Annotated in this window: 17 protein-coding genes and 1 pseudogene; 10 read left to right on the top strand and 8 right to left on the bottom strand. The window is 52.4% G+C overall.

Annotated features, from left to right (window positions below):
* From Q9O24_13460 to Q9O24_13450, 3 genes are read left to right on the top strand one after another with little or no spacing between them, the layout of a single operon-like run.
* Entirely contained in the window at positions 1 to 345 is a 345-nt protein-coding gene (locus tag Q9O24_13460) for a hypothetical protein (protein ID MDQ7076117.1), read from the top strand.
* Positions 345 to 1,433 (top strand): AI-2E family transporter, encoded by a 1,089-nt coding sequence (locus Q9O24_13455; protein ID MDQ7076116.1) that lies wholly within the window; start codon positions 345 to 347, stop codon positions 1,431 to 1,433. The genes Q9O24_13460 and Q9O24_13455 overlap by 1 nt, the downstream gene beginning before the upstream one ends.
* Entirely contained in the window at positions 1,423 to 1,824 is a 402-nt protein-coding gene (locus Q9O24_13450) for an antitermination protein NusG (protein MDQ7076115.1), read from the top strand. The genes Q9O24_13455 and Q9O24_13450 overlap by 11 nt, the downstream gene beginning before the upstream one ends.
* Before the next feature lie 2 nt (positions 1,825 to 1,826).
* Here Q9O24_13450 and Q9O24_13445 read toward each other — a convergent pair.
* Together Q9O24_13445 and Q9O24_13440 are read right to left on the bottom strand one after the other, a co-directional pair.
* Positions 1,827 to 4,317 (bottom strand): annotated as a pseudogene (locus Q9O24_13445) (glycogen/starch/alpha-glucan phosphorylase).
* A 138-nt stretch (positions 4,318 to 4,455) separates the two neighbouring features.
* Positions 4,456 to 4,923, bottom strand: coding sequence for a peroxiredoxin (locus tag Q9O24_13440; GenBank protein ID MDQ7076114.1), 468 nt, complete (start codon positions 4,921 to 4,923; stop codon positions 4,456 to 4,458).
* Between the two features lie 139 nt (positions 4,924 to 5,062).
* On the opposite strand from Q9O24_13440, the gene dapA reads away from it, so the two are divergent.
* The 4 genes from dapA (at position 5,063) to sthA (ending at position 8,520) form a co-directional block, all read left to right on the top strand.
* Positions 5,063 to 5,953 (top strand): 4-hydroxy-tetrahydrodipicolinate synthase, encoded by an 891-nt coding sequence (gene dapA, locus Q9O24_13435; protein MDQ7076113.1) that lies wholly within the window; start codon positions 5,063 to 5,065, stop codon positions 5,951 to 5,953.
* Between the two features lie 2 nt (positions 5,954 to 5,955).
* Positions 5,956 to 6,195: a hypothetical protein gene (locus Q9O24_13430; GenBank protein ID MDQ7076112.1), complete on the top strand. Its 240-nt coding sequence runs from the start codon at positions 5,956 to 5,958 to the stop codon at positions 6,193 to 6,195.
* A 16-nt stretch (positions 6,196 to 6,211) separates the two neighbouring features.
* Positions 6,212 to 6,970, top strand: a complete 759-nt coding sequence (locus Q9O24_13425; protein MDQ7076111.1) for an MBL fold metallo-hydrolase — start codon at positions 6,212 to 6,214, stop codon at positions 6,968 to 6,970.
* A gap of 83 nt (positions 6,971 to 7,053) precedes the next feature.
* Positions 7,054 to 8,520 carry a Si-specific NAD(P)(+) transhydrogenase gene (gene sthA, locus Q9O24_13420; protein MDQ7076110.1) on the top strand — a complete coding sequence of 489 codons (1,467 nt, stop codon included), beginning with the start codon at positions 7,054 to 7,056 and terminating at the stop codon, positions 8,518 to 8,520.
* Here sthA and folE2 read toward each other — a convergent pair.
* Positions 8,517 to 9,290, bottom strand: coding sequence for a GTP cyclohydrolase FolE2 (folE2, locus tag Q9O24_13415; GenBank protein MDQ7076109.1), 774 nt, complete (start codon positions 9,288 to 9,290; stop codon positions 8,517 to 8,519). The genes sthA and folE2 overlap by 4 nt on opposite strands.
* 25 nt (positions 9,291 to 9,315) lie before the next feature.
* Positions 9,316 to 9,702, bottom strand: a complete 387-nt coding sequence (queD, locus tag Q9O24_13410; GenBank protein ID MDQ7076108.1) for a 6-carboxytetrahydropterin synthase QueD — start codon at positions 9,700 to 9,702, stop codon at positions 9,316 to 9,318.
* A 139-nt stretch (positions 9,703 to 9,841) separates the two neighbouring features.
* On the opposite strand from queD, the gene Q9O24_13405 reads away from it, so the two are divergent.
* The 3 genes from Q9O24_13405 to Q9O24_13395 all read left to right on the top strand — a co-directional run bounded on the left by Q9O24_13405 (position 9,842) and on the right by Q9O24_13395 (position 13,361).
* Entirely contained in the window at positions 9,842 to 11,044 is a 1,203-nt protein-coding gene (locus Q9O24_13405) for an HDOD domain-containing protein (protein ID MDQ7076107.1), read from the top strand.
* Positions 11,045 to 11,119: 75 nt separating this feature from the next.
* Positions 11,120 to 11,572 (top strand): DUF4124 domain-containing protein, encoded by a 453-nt coding sequence (locus Q9O24_13400; GenBank protein ID MDQ7076106.1) that lies wholly within the window; start codon positions 11,120 to 11,122, stop codon positions 11,570 to 11,572.
* A 79-nt stretch (positions 11,573 to 11,651) separates the two neighbouring features.
* Complete coding sequence (locus tag Q9O24_13395) at positions 11,652 to 13,361, top strand: proline--tRNA ligase (protein ID MDQ7076105.1); 1,710 nt, start codon at positions 11,652 to 11,654, stop codon at positions 13,359 to 13,361.
* A gap of 52 nt (positions 13,362 to 13,413) precedes the next feature.
* On the opposite strand, the gene pyrF is transcribed toward Q9O24_13395, so the two are convergent.
* The 4 genes from pyrF to rpsA form a co-directional block, all read right to left on the bottom strand.
* Complete coding sequence (gene pyrF / locus Q9O24_13390; protein ID MDQ7076104.1) at positions 13,414 to 14,127, bottom strand: orotidine-5'-phosphate decarboxylase; 714 nt, start codon at positions 14,125 to 14,127, stop codon at positions 13,414 to 13,416.
* Between the two features lie 29 nt (positions 14,128 to 14,156).
* Complete coding sequence (locus tag Q9O24_13385) at positions 14,157 to 14,420, bottom strand: LapA family protein (GenBank protein MDQ7076103.1); 264 nt, start codon at positions 14,418 to 14,420, stop codon at positions 14,157 to 14,159.
* A gap of 11 nt (positions 14,421 to 14,431) precedes the next feature.
* Entirely contained in the window at positions 14,432 to 14,719 is a 288-nt protein-coding gene (gene ihfB / locus Q9O24_13380; protein MDQ7076102.1) for an integration host factor subunit beta, read from the bottom strand.
* A 158-nt stretch (positions 14,720 to 14,877) separates the two neighbouring features.
* Positions 14,878 to 16,548 (bottom strand): 30S ribosomal protein S1, encoded by a 1,671-nt coding sequence (gene rpsA / locus Q9O24_13375; protein ID MDQ7076101.1) that lies wholly within the window; start codon positions 16,546 to 16,548, stop codon positions 14,878 to 14,880.
* Between the last annotated feature and the right edge of the window lie 38 nt (positions 16,549 to 16,586).

Below are 16,586 nucleotides of genomic sequence, written 5' to 3'. Positions count from 1 at the left end.
ATGAATCCCCGTGCAAAAAAATTAAACCACTGTTTTGATGCCCTGCCGCTTGAAGAACAGCAGACCTTGGTACAGTTTGCCGAGTTTCTCTACCAGCGCTGCGGCATTGATGAAAAACCTCTCACAGAACCGCAGCTGGAAGAAGCCGCAGCAAACGAAACCGTCGTCACCGCCATCAAACGCCTGTCACGCAGTTACCCCATGCTGGATAAGAGCAAAGTGCTGCACGAAGCCTCCGGCCTAATGAGCCAACATCTACTGCAAGGTCGCAAAGCCGCAGAAGTCGTTGTCGAGCTGGAACAATTGTTTGCCGATCATTATCAAAAATTAGTGGAGACACGCTGATGTGGGGCGTACTGCGCATTTGGTATCGAGAGCATTTCTCCGACCCTCAAGTGGTCATTCTGGCGCTGCTGCTCATCGTCGTCTTCACCACCATCGTCTTATTGGGAGACCTGCTTGCTCCACTGCTGATCGCCACGGTCTTAGCCTATCTTCTGGAAGGCACCGTGCAGTTCATCGAATCCTACCGAATCCCTCGTATGTTGGCGGTCACCTTTGTCTTTTTGATCTTCTTGCTCTTCTGTTTGATCATATTCATAGGCTTATTACCCCTGCTATCACAACAAGTAGTGGCCTTAATTCGTGAACTGCCAAACATGATCGTCAGTGCGCAGAGCACTTTACTGCAACTGCCTGAGCTGTACCCCACCCTCGTTACTGCCCAGCAAATTCAAGAAATCATCGCCGCCCTGCGCAGCGCTGTAGCCGGTATGGGACAAACCATTTTATCCCTCTCCTTGGCTCACATGGTCGGCTTTTTCACCTTTCTGATCTACACCATCTTAGTGCCACTGCTGGTCTTTTTTGCTCTAAAAGACAAAAAGCTGCTACTGGAGTGGTTTTGTCGTTTTATGCCCAAGCGCATGGAGCTGGCCTCACAGGTCTGGTCCGAAGTCGATCAGAAGATCGGCAATTACGTCCGTGGTAAATTTATCGAAATCATCATCGTCTGGGCCGCCACCTTTCTCACCTTTGCTTTTATGGGATTAAACTACTCGCTGCTGCTGAGTTTTTTGGTGGGCATTTCCGTCATCATTCCCTTTGTCGGTGCCGTGGCCGTCACCCTACCGGTGGCGCTCATCGCCTATTTTCAATGGGGATTTAGTGCCGAATTAGGTTACTTGCTGCTCTTTTACCAACTCATCCAAATTTTGGATGGCAACATTCTCGTCCCCATTTTGTTCTCCGAAGTGGTCAACCTTCACCCCACCGCCATTATCGTTGCGGTGCTCTTTTTTGGCGGTATTTGGGGTGTTTGGGGAATCTTTTTTGCCATTCCCCTCGCCACGTTGGTACAAGCGGTGATCAACGCTTGGCCCGCGGCAATTGATCACGAAACCTCCACTGCAAGTGTCGATCATGCTAACTAAACTGTTTTTTACTCTGTTGCTGATCGTGGGGGTTGCGCTCTTTTATCGCGCCAAACGGCCACCCGAAGTCATACAGAGGAAAGCAGAGCTGTCCCACACTGAAACCAAAGCCCCGATCTTTTCGGGGCGTTTTATCGCCTACAGTTTTCTGGCGGTCACACTCACTCTCTCCAGCCTGCTTTTTTATCTCAATTGGGACGACGAACAGGTGCAAGTACAGGTCTTTGTGATCAACAGCGAAACAGGAGAGAGTCGTGAGTATCGTGCCAAACAGGGAGAGATCGCTGGGCGCAGCTTTCGTACTTTAGACGGACGTTATATCTTTTTAGCTACCGTAGAGCGGTTGGAGATTCGCCAGACTCCGAAGAACCTGACCTCTCCTGACCCCTAACTCTATTTCAAAGCCAAGGCCTCTACTTGTGGTAGATGCCAAATCTCGCGGTTGTAATCCATCATAGTACGGTCGGTGGAAAATTTACCGCTGCAGGCGCTGTTCAAAATACTCATTTTTAACCAGCGTGAACGGTCTTGATAGGCCTCTGCCACCGCGTGCTGAGCATCAACGTAACTGCGAAAATCCGCCAAGGTCATCCAAGGGTCATGCGAATGAGTTAAGGTCAATAACAGCGGATCAAACAAACCCGCCTCAAATTGATTAAAATGACCGCAGTGCAGCAGTTTAAACACCTCTTTTAGATCCTCATCGGCATCAATATAAGCTTGTGGATTGTACTGCCCACGTTCGGCTTCCACCTCCGCCGCATCCAGCCCAAAGAGGAAGAAATTCTCATCCCCCACCTCTTCCAAAATTTCGATGTTAGCGCCGTCCAAAGTACCGATGGTAATGGCACCGTTCATCATAAACTTCATATTGCCGGTACCGGAAGCCTCTTTACCCGCAGTGGAGATCTGCTCCGACAAGTCGCTGCCTGGGCTGATAATCTCCATCGCCGAGACGCGATAATTCGGAATAAACGCAACCCGCAACAAACCTTGCGTATCAGGGTCGTTATTGACCACCTGAGCAATGTTATTGATTAACTTGATAATCAACTTTGCAATGACGTAACCAGGGGCGGCTTTACCGCCGATCAACACACAGCGAGGAGTCCAGTTCTCCGTATCTCCGCGTTTAATCCGGTTGTAAAGGTGAATGATGTGCAAGGCATTAAGCAACTGACGTTTGTATTCGTGAATGCGTTTCACCTGCACATCAAACATCGCCGCAGGGTCAAACTCCACCCCACAACTCTCTTTGACCAACGCCGCCAAACGGCGTTTGTTGCCCATCTTGACCTCATGCCATTGGGTCTGAAACGCAGCGTCATCGGCCAACGGAGCCAACTGTTTCAACTGCGAAAGATCCGTCACCCACTCACTGCCAATGCGACCATCAATCAGCTTTTTCAGTTCGGGATTACACCACGCCAACCAACGCCGCTGGGTAACACCGTTGGTTTTGTTGTTAAATTTGGTCGGCCACAACTCATGGAAATCTTTAAACAGACCGGCCACCAACAGCTTCGAGTGCAGCTCAGCCACCCCATTCACCGACATGCTGCCAACAATGGCCAAATAAGCCATGCGAATTTGCGGCTCACCGCCCTCTTCGATCAACGACATTCGTCGCTGGCGCTGCGTATCGCCTGGCCAACGCTGGCTGACTTCGTTTAAAAAGCGCGCATTAATCTCGTAGATGATTTCCAAAATACGCGGCAACAGATCACGGAACTGGCGCACCGGCCACCGCTCCAATGCCTCTGGCAACAGGGTGTGATTGGTGTACGCCATGGTTTTGCGCGTGATCTGCCACGCCTCATCCCAACCCAGACCGTGTTCATCCAGCAACAAGCGCATCAATTCAGGAATGCCGATAGTGGGATGCGTGTCGTTCAGTTGAAAACAGTGTTTATCTGCAAACTGACTAAAATCATCGCCATGCTGACGACACCAGTGCTGCAAGACATCTTGCAAACTGGCGGAGGCGAGAAAATACTGCTGACGCAGACGCAGATCTTTGCCATTTTCACTGCTGTCATTGGGATAAAGCACCATGGTGATCTTTTCAGCGTCATTTTTGGCCGACACCGCATCAGAATAACTGCCTGCATTAAACTCATTCAGATCAAAGGCATCCGTCGCACTGGCAGACCAAAGGCGCAGCGTATTGACCGTACCGTTTTGATAACCTGGCACGGGGGTATCGTAAGGCACCGCATAGACATCATTGCTCTCCACCCAACGACTGCGCAGCACCCCCCTTGGCATCGTGGTACATCTCACTGCGACCGCCAAACTTAATCGTCTGAGTGTATTCAGGCCGCTCCAGCTCCCACGGATTGCCGTCCCGCAACCAGTGATCGGGGTCTTCCACTTGATGACCATCGCAGATGTGCTGACGAAACATGCCGTATTCGTAACGAATGCCGTAACCGGTCACCGGCAATTGCAACGTCGCGCAACTGTCAAGAAAACAGGCCGCCAAACGTCCCAAGCCGCCGTTCCCCAGCCCCGCATCGTGTTCCGCTTCGCTGACCTCTTCCAAGGAAAGCCCCAGCTGATGCATGGCGGCGGCGGTTTCCTCGTTCAAGCCCAAATTCAGCATGGCGTTACCCAGCGCCCGCCCCATCAGAAACTCCAAAGAGAGATAAAACGTCTGCTTGCAACCGCTGCTTTCATAGGCTTGACGGGTGTTTCGCCAGCGTTCCATGAGCCGATCTCGCAACGTCAGCGCCAAGGCTTCATAAGCGTAGTGCAGATGAGGCGAATATTTATCACGCCCCAAGGTGTGGCTGAAGTAGTGCTGAAAATCATGCACCAGACTGGTTTCATCCATACCCAAAGGTGGCAGATCGGTTGGCTGAAGGGGAGTATTGGCGGTCATTGTCGATTCTCTTGAAGTTGAGGTAGAAGGGGAGAAGCCTGATCATCACACAAAGCAATCTCACAGACACCTCCATACGGTACAAAGTGTAGATATTCTCAGAGCAAAGGGTGATCCATATTTTGCATCAAAGAAGAATTAAAGCTCTTTTGCTGCTGCCAACACTTCAAGCACATGCTCCGGCACTTTCACCTTGCGCCACTCCTGCACTACTTCCCCTTCGGCGTTGATCAAAAAGGTGCTGCGCTCGATGCCCATGTACTCTTTGCCGTAATTTTTCTTCAATTTGAAACAGAGGTATTTTTCACAAACATCGCTGTTCTCGTCGGAAAGCAGCTCAAAAGGAAAGTCCTGCTTCTCTTTAAAACCTTCGTGGCTCTTTACGCTGTCTTTGGAAAGCCCAAAGATCACCGTATTGGCGGCCTTAAACGCCTCGATATTCTCACCAAAATCCAATCCCTCGGTGGTACACCCTGAGGTGTTGTCACGCGGATAAAAATAGAGCACCACATTTTGACCTTTAAGATCAGAAAGACGCACACTCTGTTCACCAGTGGCAGGCAATTCAAAATCGGGGGCGCGTTTACCCAATAGGCTATCGTCCATTACTACTCCTAAAATTCATTAATCGAGAAAAGAAGGCAGTGTACACCGTGCAGAAAGGCATTGAAAATCCACAGTTCACTTGTCAACTTTCCTCATGCCAAGTACCATAACGACCTTGATTTTAGAGTGGTGTAGAACAATGTTTCACGGCAGTATGGTAGCGCTAGTAACCCCCATGCACGATGACGGCTCTCTTGATGAGGCCTCCTTGGCAAACTTAATCGAATTCCACGTAGAGAGTGGCACCAACGCCATTGTTGCAGTGGGCACCACCGGTGAGTCAGCCACCCTCAGCTTTAAAGAGCATTGCGCTCTGATGGCACTGATCATCAAACTGGTCAATGGCCGCCTACCGGTCATCGCCGGTACCGGTGCCAACGCCACTCGCGAGGCCATTGAGTTAACCCGCTTTGCCTACGAAGCCGGAGCCGATGCCTGCCTGCTGGTGACCCCCTATTACAACAAACCCACCCAAGAGGGTTTGTATCTGCACTTCAAGGCCATAGCCGAAGCGGTTGCGATCCCACAAATTCTCTACAACGTCCCCGGACGCACCGCTGTGGACATGCTGCCCGAGACCGTGGCACGTCTGGCCAGCATCGACAACATCATCGGCATTAAAGAAGCCACCGGCGATCTGGAACGCGCCAAAGAGGTCATGACGCTCTGTGGTGATGACTTTGAACTTTACAGTGGTGATGACGAAACCGCGATGCAGTGCATTCTGCTCGGTGCCAAAGGCGACATCTCGGTGACCGCCAACGTGGCTCCCAAAGCGATGCAACAGATGTGCGCCTTGGCCTTAGCAGGCGATGCAGCAAAAGCCGCGACCCTCAATGAGCCTCTCTTGGGATTGCACCAAAACCTGTTTTTGGAAGCCAATCCCATTCCGGTCAAATGGGCGCTGCTGGAGATGGAGCTGATTCCCGCTGGCATTCGCCTGCCTCTGACCCCATTGGCAAAACAGCATCAAAACACCCTGCGCGCGGCTCTACAGGCTGCCGATTGCCTCACCACGGAGCAACCATAAGCATGAAACATTTATTGTCTCTCATGCTCTTACCCCTACTGATGCTCAGCGCCTGTAGTTCGGGAAAAGACAAGCCGTTGGTGGATTACTTCAGCGCCACCTCACACCCCGCTCTACAGCTGCCCAGCGACTTAAAGATTAAAAAAGAGCCAACAGCCTTTATCATTCCTGAGCTAAAAAAGACCAACGCTACCCCGATCAAAGTCAGTGACTACCCACCCAATCTCGCCACCTCACCCTAAGCGGCGCGCATAAGCGATGCGATTCGCCTCTTTGGGCAGTGGCAGCTCTGGCAACGCCACCCTAATTGAAGCAGATGGCACTCGGCTGCTGATCGACTGTGGCTTCAGTATTAAAGAAACGGTCAAACGGTTACAGCGTTTTGAGCTTACCCCCGATGACCTTGATGCCCTGTTGGTAACCCACGAACACGGCGACCACCTCTCCGGTGTGGCACCACTGGCACGGCGTTATAAATTCCCCGTCTGGATGACCCACGGCACTCACCGTAAAGCGCGGGATGTCAAAATCCCCAACCTGAAACTGTTTCACGCCCATCAAAGCTTTCAAATCGGCTCCCTGACTGTGCGCCCCTTTCCCGTTCCTCACGATGCCGCTGAACCCTGCCAATTTGTCTTTGAACAGAACAAACAAAAATTTGGTCTGCTCACCGATCTGGGCAGCATCACCCCTTTTGTGGTGGACTCTCTGGCAGGTTGTGACGCCCTGCTACTGGAGTGCAATCACGACCGTGACATGCTGCTCACGGGCCCCTACCCCGACTATTTACAAGCCCGAGTCGGTGGCAATTACGGTCATCTGGAAAACAGCCAAGCCGCCGATCTGCTGCAACGCATGGATCGCAGCCGCTTGAAAAAATTGGCTCTCGGCCATCTGAGTGAAAAAAACAACCGCCCTGAATTGGCTCTGGCGGCCATTCAAAACGTCATCGGCCAACCGGAATGGCTGACTGTTTTAGATCAGCAACAAGGTGGTGAGTGGCAAGAACTGACTTAAACCACCCGCAAAAATGGCCTTAAACCTGCTTTTAACCTCCACAGGCACAACGGCGTTGTGCAGTGATTTCACAAGGAGAGGTTATGCGTCATTTTGATATTTTGGTGATCGGTTCCGGCCCAGCGGGACAACGTGCTGCCATTCAAGCGGCCAAATACGGCAAACGTGTGGGTCTGATTGATCGCAAAGCGCGCATCGGCGGAGCCGGACTACAGACCGGTACCATCCCGAGCAAATCCCTGCGCGAAATTGCCTACAGCAGCACCATGGGCACCAGCCACGGTATGCGGGATATTTACAAAAGTATGCCGCGCCAACACAACTTTTTAGGTGAATCCGTCGATAAAAAAGACGTGATTATCGACAAACAAGAGTCGGTCATCCTCAACCAACTGCTGCGCAACGGCGTCTCCCTAATCCCTGGCAGCGCTCGTTTTGAAGATGCGCATACCTTGCTGATCAGCCGCCCTCATGGCGCTGAGCAACGTCTGCAAGCAGATCAGATTATTCTCGCCACCGGCTCCCGTCCACGCCGCCCCGACAACGTCCCTTTTGATAACGAACGGGTGCTCGATTCCAGCTCCATTTTGCACATGCGCCGCCTGCCACAGACTTTAACCGTGGTGGGCGGTGGCGTGATCGCCTGCGAATTTGCCACCATCTACGCCTCCTTGGGGGTCAAAGTCACCATTATTGACAGCCACCCACAAATTCTGGCCTTTCTCTGCAACGACATCTCCGCCAACCTAAAATCCTCCATGCTCAATATGGGGATTAATTTTCACATGCAGCAGCGGATTGAAACCATCCGCTGTGACGGCACCAAAGTCATTGTGGAGAGTGATAAAACCAGCTTGGAAAGCGACTGCTTGCTCTACGCGCTGGGGCGCACCCCCAACCGTGATGGGCTTGGTTTAGAACACTTAGGTATCGAAGCCCAGCCTCACGGTTGGGTGCAGGTCAATGATCAGTACCAAACCAACCTTCCCCATATTTACGCCGTGGGCGACCTAATCGGTCCACCGGCACTGGCGGCCACCGGCATGGAGCAAGGGCGCATTGCCGCCATTCACGCCTGTGATGCCAGCTCTAAAGTAGCCGCCAAACACCTGCCGATGGCGATTTACACCATTCCCGAAGTGGCTTGGGTCGGTCAAACAACGGCGCAACTGGACAAACAGGGCATTAAATACGTATCAGGCAAAGGGCTTTATCGAGAAACGGCGCGCGGGCAAATTATTGGCGACAATAACGGCCTACTAAAAGTATTGGTGGATTGCCAGAGTCGAAAACTGCTGGGGGTACACATTGTGGGTGAATTGGCCAGTGAGTTAATCCACATCGGCCAAATGGTGATGAATTTTGACGGCAGCGTCGATGATTTGGCGGAGCACGTTTTTAATTACCCAACGCTGGCCGAATGTTACAAAACAGCGGCGCTGGCCTGTAGCAACCAACTCAACACCACCTATCCGCGCCAGTGCGAGCTTAAAAAACCAGAGACCTCAGACACACCATCCGAGGCTAAAAAAGAGGTCGAACCCGCTTAGGTCTCTTTATCCAACTCAATCATGGCGTACGCTGAATGGTTGTGGATCGCTTCAAAGTTTTCCACTTCCAAACAGTACGCGCGAATCCGCTCTTCTTTGTTTAGCTGAGCGGCAATGTCCCGAATCATATCTTCCACAAATTTGGGGTTATCGTACGCCTTTTCCGTGACGTACTTCTCATCAGGGCGTTTGAGCAAGCTGTAAAGCTCACACGAAGCCTCTTTCTCCGCCAACTCAATCAGATCTTCAATCCAGTATTCACCCTCAATCCGAGCATTAATGGTGACGTGGGAGCGTTGATTGTGCGCACCGTAGTCGGAAATCTTTTTCGAACAGGGGCAGAGGCTGGTGACCGGCGCAACCAATTTAATGTTGATCGTCGTCTGATCGCCGTCAATTTCACCCATAAAGGTGACTTCGTAATCCAACACGCTCTCAACGCCTGTGACCGGCGCTTTTTTACGCACAAAGAAAGGAAAGGTCATCTCCACATAACCGGATTCCGACTCCAAACGCTGACGCATGTCCGCCAACATGGAGCGAAAATGCCCCACCGAGAGATTAAATTCCTGCTCGTTGAGAATCTGCACAAAACGGGACATGTGCGTCCCTTTCAGATGATGCGGCAGATGCACCGCCATCGTCACCGTGGCAACGGTGTGCTGCGCTCCAGAACGGTCGTGTACCGTAATCGGATGGCGAATGTCTTTAATACCCACCCGTTGAATGGCAATCTCGCGGGTATCCGCATGACCTTGAACATCGGGCATTTCATTGAAGTTAGCCACCAAAGTACTAAGCCTCCTCTTCGCTGTAGCGTACGCAGGCGCGATCCGTTTCCCAAAGGGTGACCGCATGGACCTTAACCGAATCGTCGTTCAACTGGCTGGCAAGTTCACGATAAAAATAAGCCGCGATGTTTTCAGCCGTTGGGTTGATCTCGGTAAAAGGCTCGATTTCGTTCAGATAATAGTGATCAAGACGCTCACCAATCTCATGCGCTGCTCGGCGAATGGTTTTGAAATCCACCGCCATGCCAACGGCGTTCAAAGCACGCGCCTGCACTTCGGTTTCAACCTTCCAATTATGACCGTGCAGACGACTGCACGCCCCTGGGTAATCTCGAAGGGTGTGGGCGGAGGCGAACTCCGTCAGCACTTTTAGGGTGTAAATAGCAGCCATAACAAGATGATTAAATGAGTGTCCGACAAAAGGGGTTGGATATTACGTTACAGCGGGGAATTTGGCAATCCTACTAACGGTGTAGTTTCTGGCACTGCCTATGCCTACGTTTATCCAGACCCCAATCAAGGAACTGAAAATGAACAAAATTTTTATTGGCCGCCAACCAATCTTTGATGACAAACTCAACCTCTACGCCTACGAGTTGCTCTACCGCGACAGCCCCGATGCCAAAAGCAACGCCAGTGACAACGACGACAGCGCCACCTCACAGGTTCTGATCAACACATTTATGGAGATGGGTTTGGAACAAGCGGTAGGGGATCAATTGGCTTTTTTCAATCTCAGCCGCACCTTTATCGACGACCCCGAGCTGATCTGCTTCCCCCCCGAACAGACGGTGATCGAGGTGCCCAAAGAGATCGGCTGTGATCCCGAGGTGACCGATTCACTGCGCAAACTCTCCGCCTCCGGCTACCCCATCGCTCTGGATAACTTTGTCTATCAGCCTCATCTGGACCCCTTGGTGGATCTGGCCGACATCATTAAAATCGACATCCACGGCCTCTCTCATGCTGAGATCGAAGCGCAGATCGAACCGCTCAAAGACCGCGACTGCCGTTTGATTGCCAGCAAAATCGAAACGCCCGAAGAACTGACCTACCTCACCACGCTGCCTTTTGACTATTTTCAGGGGCAGCTGCTGGGCAAACCCAAAACCCTCAGCCAAGGCAGCCTATCTAGCAACCGCGTCACCCTGTTGCAGCTCTTGGCCAAGGTCAACAACCCCGACGTGGAAGTGGATGAATTGGAACAGCTCATCAGTCTGGACATCGGCCTGAGCACCAAAATTTTACGCTTTATGAACTCACCCTCCACCGGCCTGCGCCGCGAAGTCGAATCCATTCGTGAAGCGGTTATTTTTATGGGGCGCGACAGCATTAAAAAATGGGTCACACTGATCGTACTGGCCGGTGTCGGCGACAGCCCTCAAGAACTGATGACCACCGCTCTGGTGCGCGCTCGTACCTGCGAAGAGCTGGCCAAACAGGCCGACATGGAAGGCCCCGATGCCTACTTCACCGTCGGCCTGTTTTCCGCCTTAGATACCATGTTAAACAGCCCGATGGAAGAGATCTTAGCCACTTTGCCCTTAACCCAAGAGTTGCAAGAGGCGCTGCTGCATCTGAAAGGCGACAAAGGCAAAGCACTGCAATGCGCCCTTGATCTGGAGATGGGCAACAGCGATCAAGTGCAGTTTCAATCTTTAGAGTGGTCAGAGATCACCTCGCTCTATCTGCTCTCACTGCACTGGAGCGACGAAGCGATGAAAGCCCTCTAAACCTAAGGAAGATTTTCTGCTAAAGTGGATCGCGTCACCCCACTCTCCACCTGTGCTGCATGAGGAACCGACGCGATGCCCACACCTTCCCACTGGCTGCTTGGCGGCCTGCTGTTTCTGTTCACCCTCAGCGCCAGCGCAGAGAACGCTGTTTATCGCTGGGCTGACGATCAAGGCGTAACCCAATACACCCAACACCCCCCCTTGGGACGACCCGCTGAAAAAATCAGCCAACGCCACTACCGCGCCGCAACCAAAGCACAAGACACGCTGCGACAGCAAACCGACGGCCTCGCTGAACGACGAGAGCTGAAAAACCTCACCCAAACCTTCAGCGCCAAAGAGAAAAAAGAGCAGCAACAACGTCAAGCCTTCTGCGAAAAATCGCGCCAAAACATCAACATGTTGCAAACCCGCCAACACATCTCCGAAAAAGCCCCTGACGGCAGCATCATCGCTCTCGGTGCGGAACAGAAAGCCGCCAAAATTCAAAAAATCAGAGCGCAAATAGCAGAACACTGCCCATAATCTCCGCTTCATTTTTGCCCACGAAAAAAACGCCATAACTGCTACAATGGCGGCTTTTTTAGCGGACGATTCCATCACCATGCGCGTATCCCAATTTCATATCTCCACCTTCAAAGAGACCCCTGCTGATGCCGAAATCAGCAGCCACCAACTGATGCTGCGCGCCGGATTAATCCGCCGTCTCGCCTCTGGTCTCTATACTTGGTTGCCCCTGGGGCTGCGCGTACTGCGCAAAGTGGAGCGCATCGTGCGCGAAGAGATGGAAGCGGCAGGCTCCATCGAATTGCTGATGCCCGCCGTGCAACCGGCAGAGCTGTGGCAAGAGTCGGAACGCTGGCAGCAATATGGCCCTGAACTTTTGCGCTTTAAAGACCGTCACCAGCGCGATTTTTGCTTTGGCCCCACTCACGAAGAGATCATCACCGATCTGGCGCGCCGCGAGTTGAAAAGCTACAAACAACTGCCGATCAATTTTTTCCAGATTCAGAGCAAATTCCGCGATGAAATCCGCCCCCGTTTTGGGGTGATGCGCGCCCGTGAATTTCTAATGAAAGACGCGTACTCGTTTCATCTGACTCAAGAATCACTGCAACAGACCTACGACGATATGTTTTCTGCCTACCAGCGTATTTTCACTCGGCTGGGGCTGAACTTCCGCCCAGTGCAAGCGGACACCGGCAGCATCGGCGGCAACGCCTCCCACGAGTTCCATGTGCTGGCCGACAGCGGTGAAGACGCCATCGCCGTCTCTGACAGCAGCGACTACGCCGCCAACGTAGAGAAAGCCGAAGCCTTGCCCCCCACCGAACCTCGCCCTGCGGCCAGCGCCAAACTCAGCACCGTCGAAACCCCCAACCAACACAGCATCGAAGAGCTAAGCCAGTTCCTCAAGGTGCCTGCCGCTCACTGCCTAAAAACCTTGCTGGTGGTGGGTGCAGAGGAAGAGGCTCCCGTGGTGGCGCTGGTGCTGCGTGGCGATCACGAGCTGAACGAAATCAAAGCAGAAAAACTACCGCAAGTGGCCGAACCCTTTGAATTTGCCAGCGAAGCGGCGGTGCAAGACGCTGCCGGGTGTGCGCCCGGCTCCATCGGCCCTCGTGGCCTAGAGATCCCCGTGATTGCCGATCACAGCGCCTTGAACGTGGCCGATTTTGTCTGTGGCGCCAATCAAGACGGCCAACATCTCACTGGGGTGAACTGGCAACGAGATCTGCCCGAAGCCAGCGCTGCCGATCTGCGTAACGTACAAGCCGGTGATGCCAGCCCCGACGGACAGGGCAAACTGGAGATTGTGCGCGGCATTGAGGTAGGCCACATCTTCCAGCTGGGTGACAAATACAGCACCGCACTGGAAGCCAAGGTATTGGATGAAAGAGGCAAACCGCAGGTCATGAGCATGGGCTGTTACGGCATCGGCGTTTCCCGCGTGGTGGCTGCCGCCATCGAGCAGAACCACGACGACAACGGCATTCTTTGGCCACACGCCATCGCCCCGTTTCAGGTCGCTCTGGTACCAATCAACATGCACAAATCAGAAGGGCTGAAAGCCGAAGCCGACAAACTCTACCAGCAACTGCAAGCAGCGGGCATTGAGGTGCTGTTGGATGACCGCCAAGCCCGTCCGGGTTTCATGTTTGCCGACATGGAGCTGATCGGCATTCCGCACCGCATCGTCATCAGTGATCGCGGCTTGAAAGAGGGCAAACTGGAGTACCGAGGTCGTTCCGATGAAAAAAGCCAAGACATTGATTTGGCCAACGTGATTGAGTTTTTACAGCAAAAGTTGTAAATCCCCCGCACGGTAGGGGCGGAAAATGTTCCGCCCTTTCGTCCTCTCACACCTAAATCACCTCAATCGACTCATTAACATCCAGCAAGGCCTGACAAGGATCAGCCGCCTGCGTAATCGGTCGCCCAATCACCAAATAATCACTGCCCGCTTGCAACGCCTCTGCGGGCGTCATCACCCGTTTTTGATCCCCGACATCCGCACCCGCTGGACGAATCCCTGGGGTGGTCAGAGAGAAGCCCTCCCCACACTGCTGACGCAACACACTCGCCTCTTGTGCCGAACAGACCACCCCATCCAAGCCGCTCTGCTGAGCCAGCCCCGCCAAACGCCGTACCATTTCGGCAGGTGCATCACTGATGCCCAACTCCTGTAAATCATGCTGCTGCATACTGGTGAGAATGGTCACTGCGATCAGAAGCGGCGTTTGGCCACTGCTTTTATCCAACGCCTCTTGAGCCGCCAGCATCATGCGTGAACCACCCAAGGCATGCACGTTCATCATCCAGACCCCCAGATCAGCGGCCACACGACAGGCAGCGGCGGTGGTATTGGGAATATCATGGTACTTTAGATCAAGAAAAACGTCGTAACCCTGACCCACCAACTGTGAAACCAGCTTGGGTCCTGCGCGGGTAAACAACTCCTTACCCACTTTCAGACGGCACAGTTTCGGTTCTAACTTGGCCACAAACGCCAGCGCAGATTCAGCACGGGGGTAATCAAGAGCAACAATAACGCGCGGGGTTTTTTCAGGCAGATTCATCTTTCAGGGTTCTGTTTTAAAGGTAGGAATTAGACTTTTTTACGCTCAAGCGTTTTTCGATCCAAACGCTGAAGGCGGCGGATCTCTGCTTTTTGACCGAAGAAAAACGGCAGATAGAGGAAATAACAGAAGATGCACCCGAGGGCAAAGGCCACCGCCACAATCAGAGAGAGTGGCATACTCACCTCACCAGAGAGGTAACTCAGCTCAACGGGGGTGGCGTTAAAATAAGCAAACACCGCCACCAAAGCCAGCAGCGCCATCACCACCAAAATCCACAACAGACGTAACATTGAGATCAATCCTATTTAGCGCCGTTATTGACCCGCTCGCGCAGCTCTTTTCCGGGCTTAAAATGCGGCACGTATTTGCCATCGAGCAGCACCGATTCACCTGTTTTTGGGTTTCGCCCCGAACGTGGCGGCCTAAAGTGCAGGCAAAAACTGCCAAAGCCGCGCACCTCGATGCGATCTCCGCCAGCAAGTGCTTGACTCATTTTCTCAAGCAAGCTTTTCACCGCCAGCTCAACGTCCTTTTGTGCCAGATGGCTCTGTTTTCTAGAGAGTATTTCGATCAATTCAGACTTCGTCATGCTTTTTTCCTAAAAATCATAAACGGCACGACAAACCATACAACGAAAGCCGCCCTTAAACAAGGGCGGCTTTCGTTGATAAGGTTAATAGAAACAACTGCTTAACCCTATAAAATCAGATGAAAGGCGATATCCGCCTCTCACTGTTGAGCAGAGGTTTATTTCTTGCTCATCTGCTCTTTGAGAATGTCGCCCAAAGTGGTGCTGCCCGCAGGAGCGGTGTTGCTGTAATCCTGCAACACTTCCGCTTCTTCATCGCTCTCTTTCGCTTTGATAGAGAGGCTGATGACGCGGTTTTTGCGGTCGATGCCGATGAACTTGGCTTCCACGTCGTCACCTTCGTTCAAAATGCTGCGCGCATCTTCAACACGGTCACGAGAGAGTTCAGTAGAACGCAACATGCCTTCCACGCCGTCGCCCAGATCAATGATCGCACCCTTAGCATCAACAGAAAGAACCTTACCGGTCACAATGCTGCGTTTGGGGTTATCGGCCACGAAGTTAGCGAAGGGGTCTTTGTCCAACTGTTTAACACCCAAGGAGATGCGCTCACGCTCAGGATCAACGGACAACACAACCGCTTCGATCTCGTCGCCTTTCTTGAAGTTGTGTACGGCTTCTTCGCCGGTTTCGCTCCAAGAAAGATCAGAGAGATGGATCAAGCCGTCGATGCCGCCTTCCAGACCGATGAAGATACCAAAATCGGTGATGGATTTGATCTTACCGGCAACACGGTCGCCTTTGCTGTTGTTCACTGCAAAATCGTCCCAAGGGTTGGACTGACACTGCTTCATCCCCAAGGAGATGCGACGACGCTCTTCGTCGATGTCCAGAATGACCACTTCAGACTCATCACCCAACTGCACAACCTTAGAAGGATTGACGTTGCGGTTGGTCCAATCCATTTCGGAAACGTGAACCAAACCTTCAACACCCTCTTCGATCTCAACAAAACAACCGTAATCGGCGATGTTGGTGACCTTACCGAACAGGCGGCTGCCCACAGGGTAACGACGGCTGATTTCGACCCAAGGATCTTCGCCCAGCTGTTTCAGACCAAGAGAAACACGGTTGCGCTCGCGGTCGAACTTGAGCACTTTAACCATGACTTCATCACCGACTTCAACCACTTCGGAAGGATGTTTGACCCGTTTCCAAGCCATGTCGGTGATGTGCAACAGACCGTCGATGCCGCCCAGATCCAAGAACGCACCGTAATCGGTGAGGTTCTTGACGATGCCTTTAACGTCTTGACCTTCTTGCAAGTTTTTCAGCAGCTCTTCACGCTCTTGGCTGAACTCAGATTCCACCACTGCACGACGTGAAACCACCACGTTGTTGCGACGACGATCCAATTTGATGACTTTAAAGTCCAGCTCTTTGCCTTCCAAGTACGCGGTGTCACGCACGGGACGCACATCAACCAAGGAACCAGGCAAGAACGCACGGATGTCGTTGATCTCAACGGTGAAGCCGCCTTTGACTTTACCGGTGATCATGCCTTTGATGATTTCGTCAGACTCTTGCGCCTCTTCCAGCACCGTCCAAGCACGCGCACGTTTGGCTTTTTCACGCGAGAGACGAGTTTCACCAAAACCGTCTTCGACGGAATCCAGCGCCACTTCCACCTCATCACCAACCGCAACTTCCAATTCACCTTTTTCATTGAAGAATTGGTTCAGAGGAATCACACCCTCTGATTTTAGACCTGCACTGACCATGACAAAATCTTGATTGATTTCGACCACGGTGCCCATGAGGATGGAACCCGGTTTCATTTGGGTTGTGGCTAAGCTTTCTTCGAAGAGATCCGCAAAACATTCAGACATTTAGATAGTAACCTTGAGTTAAACGAGCAATACAGACT

It is taken from the genome of Gammaproteobacteria bacterium (assembly GCA_030949385.1).
Taxonomy (GTDB): domain Bacteria; phylum Pseudomonadota; class Gammaproteobacteria; order JAUZRS01; family JAUZRS01; genus JAUZRS01.
The sequence above is the reverse complement of the archived record's forward strand: the minus strand, read 5'-3'. Positions and strand labels throughout refer to the sequence as shown.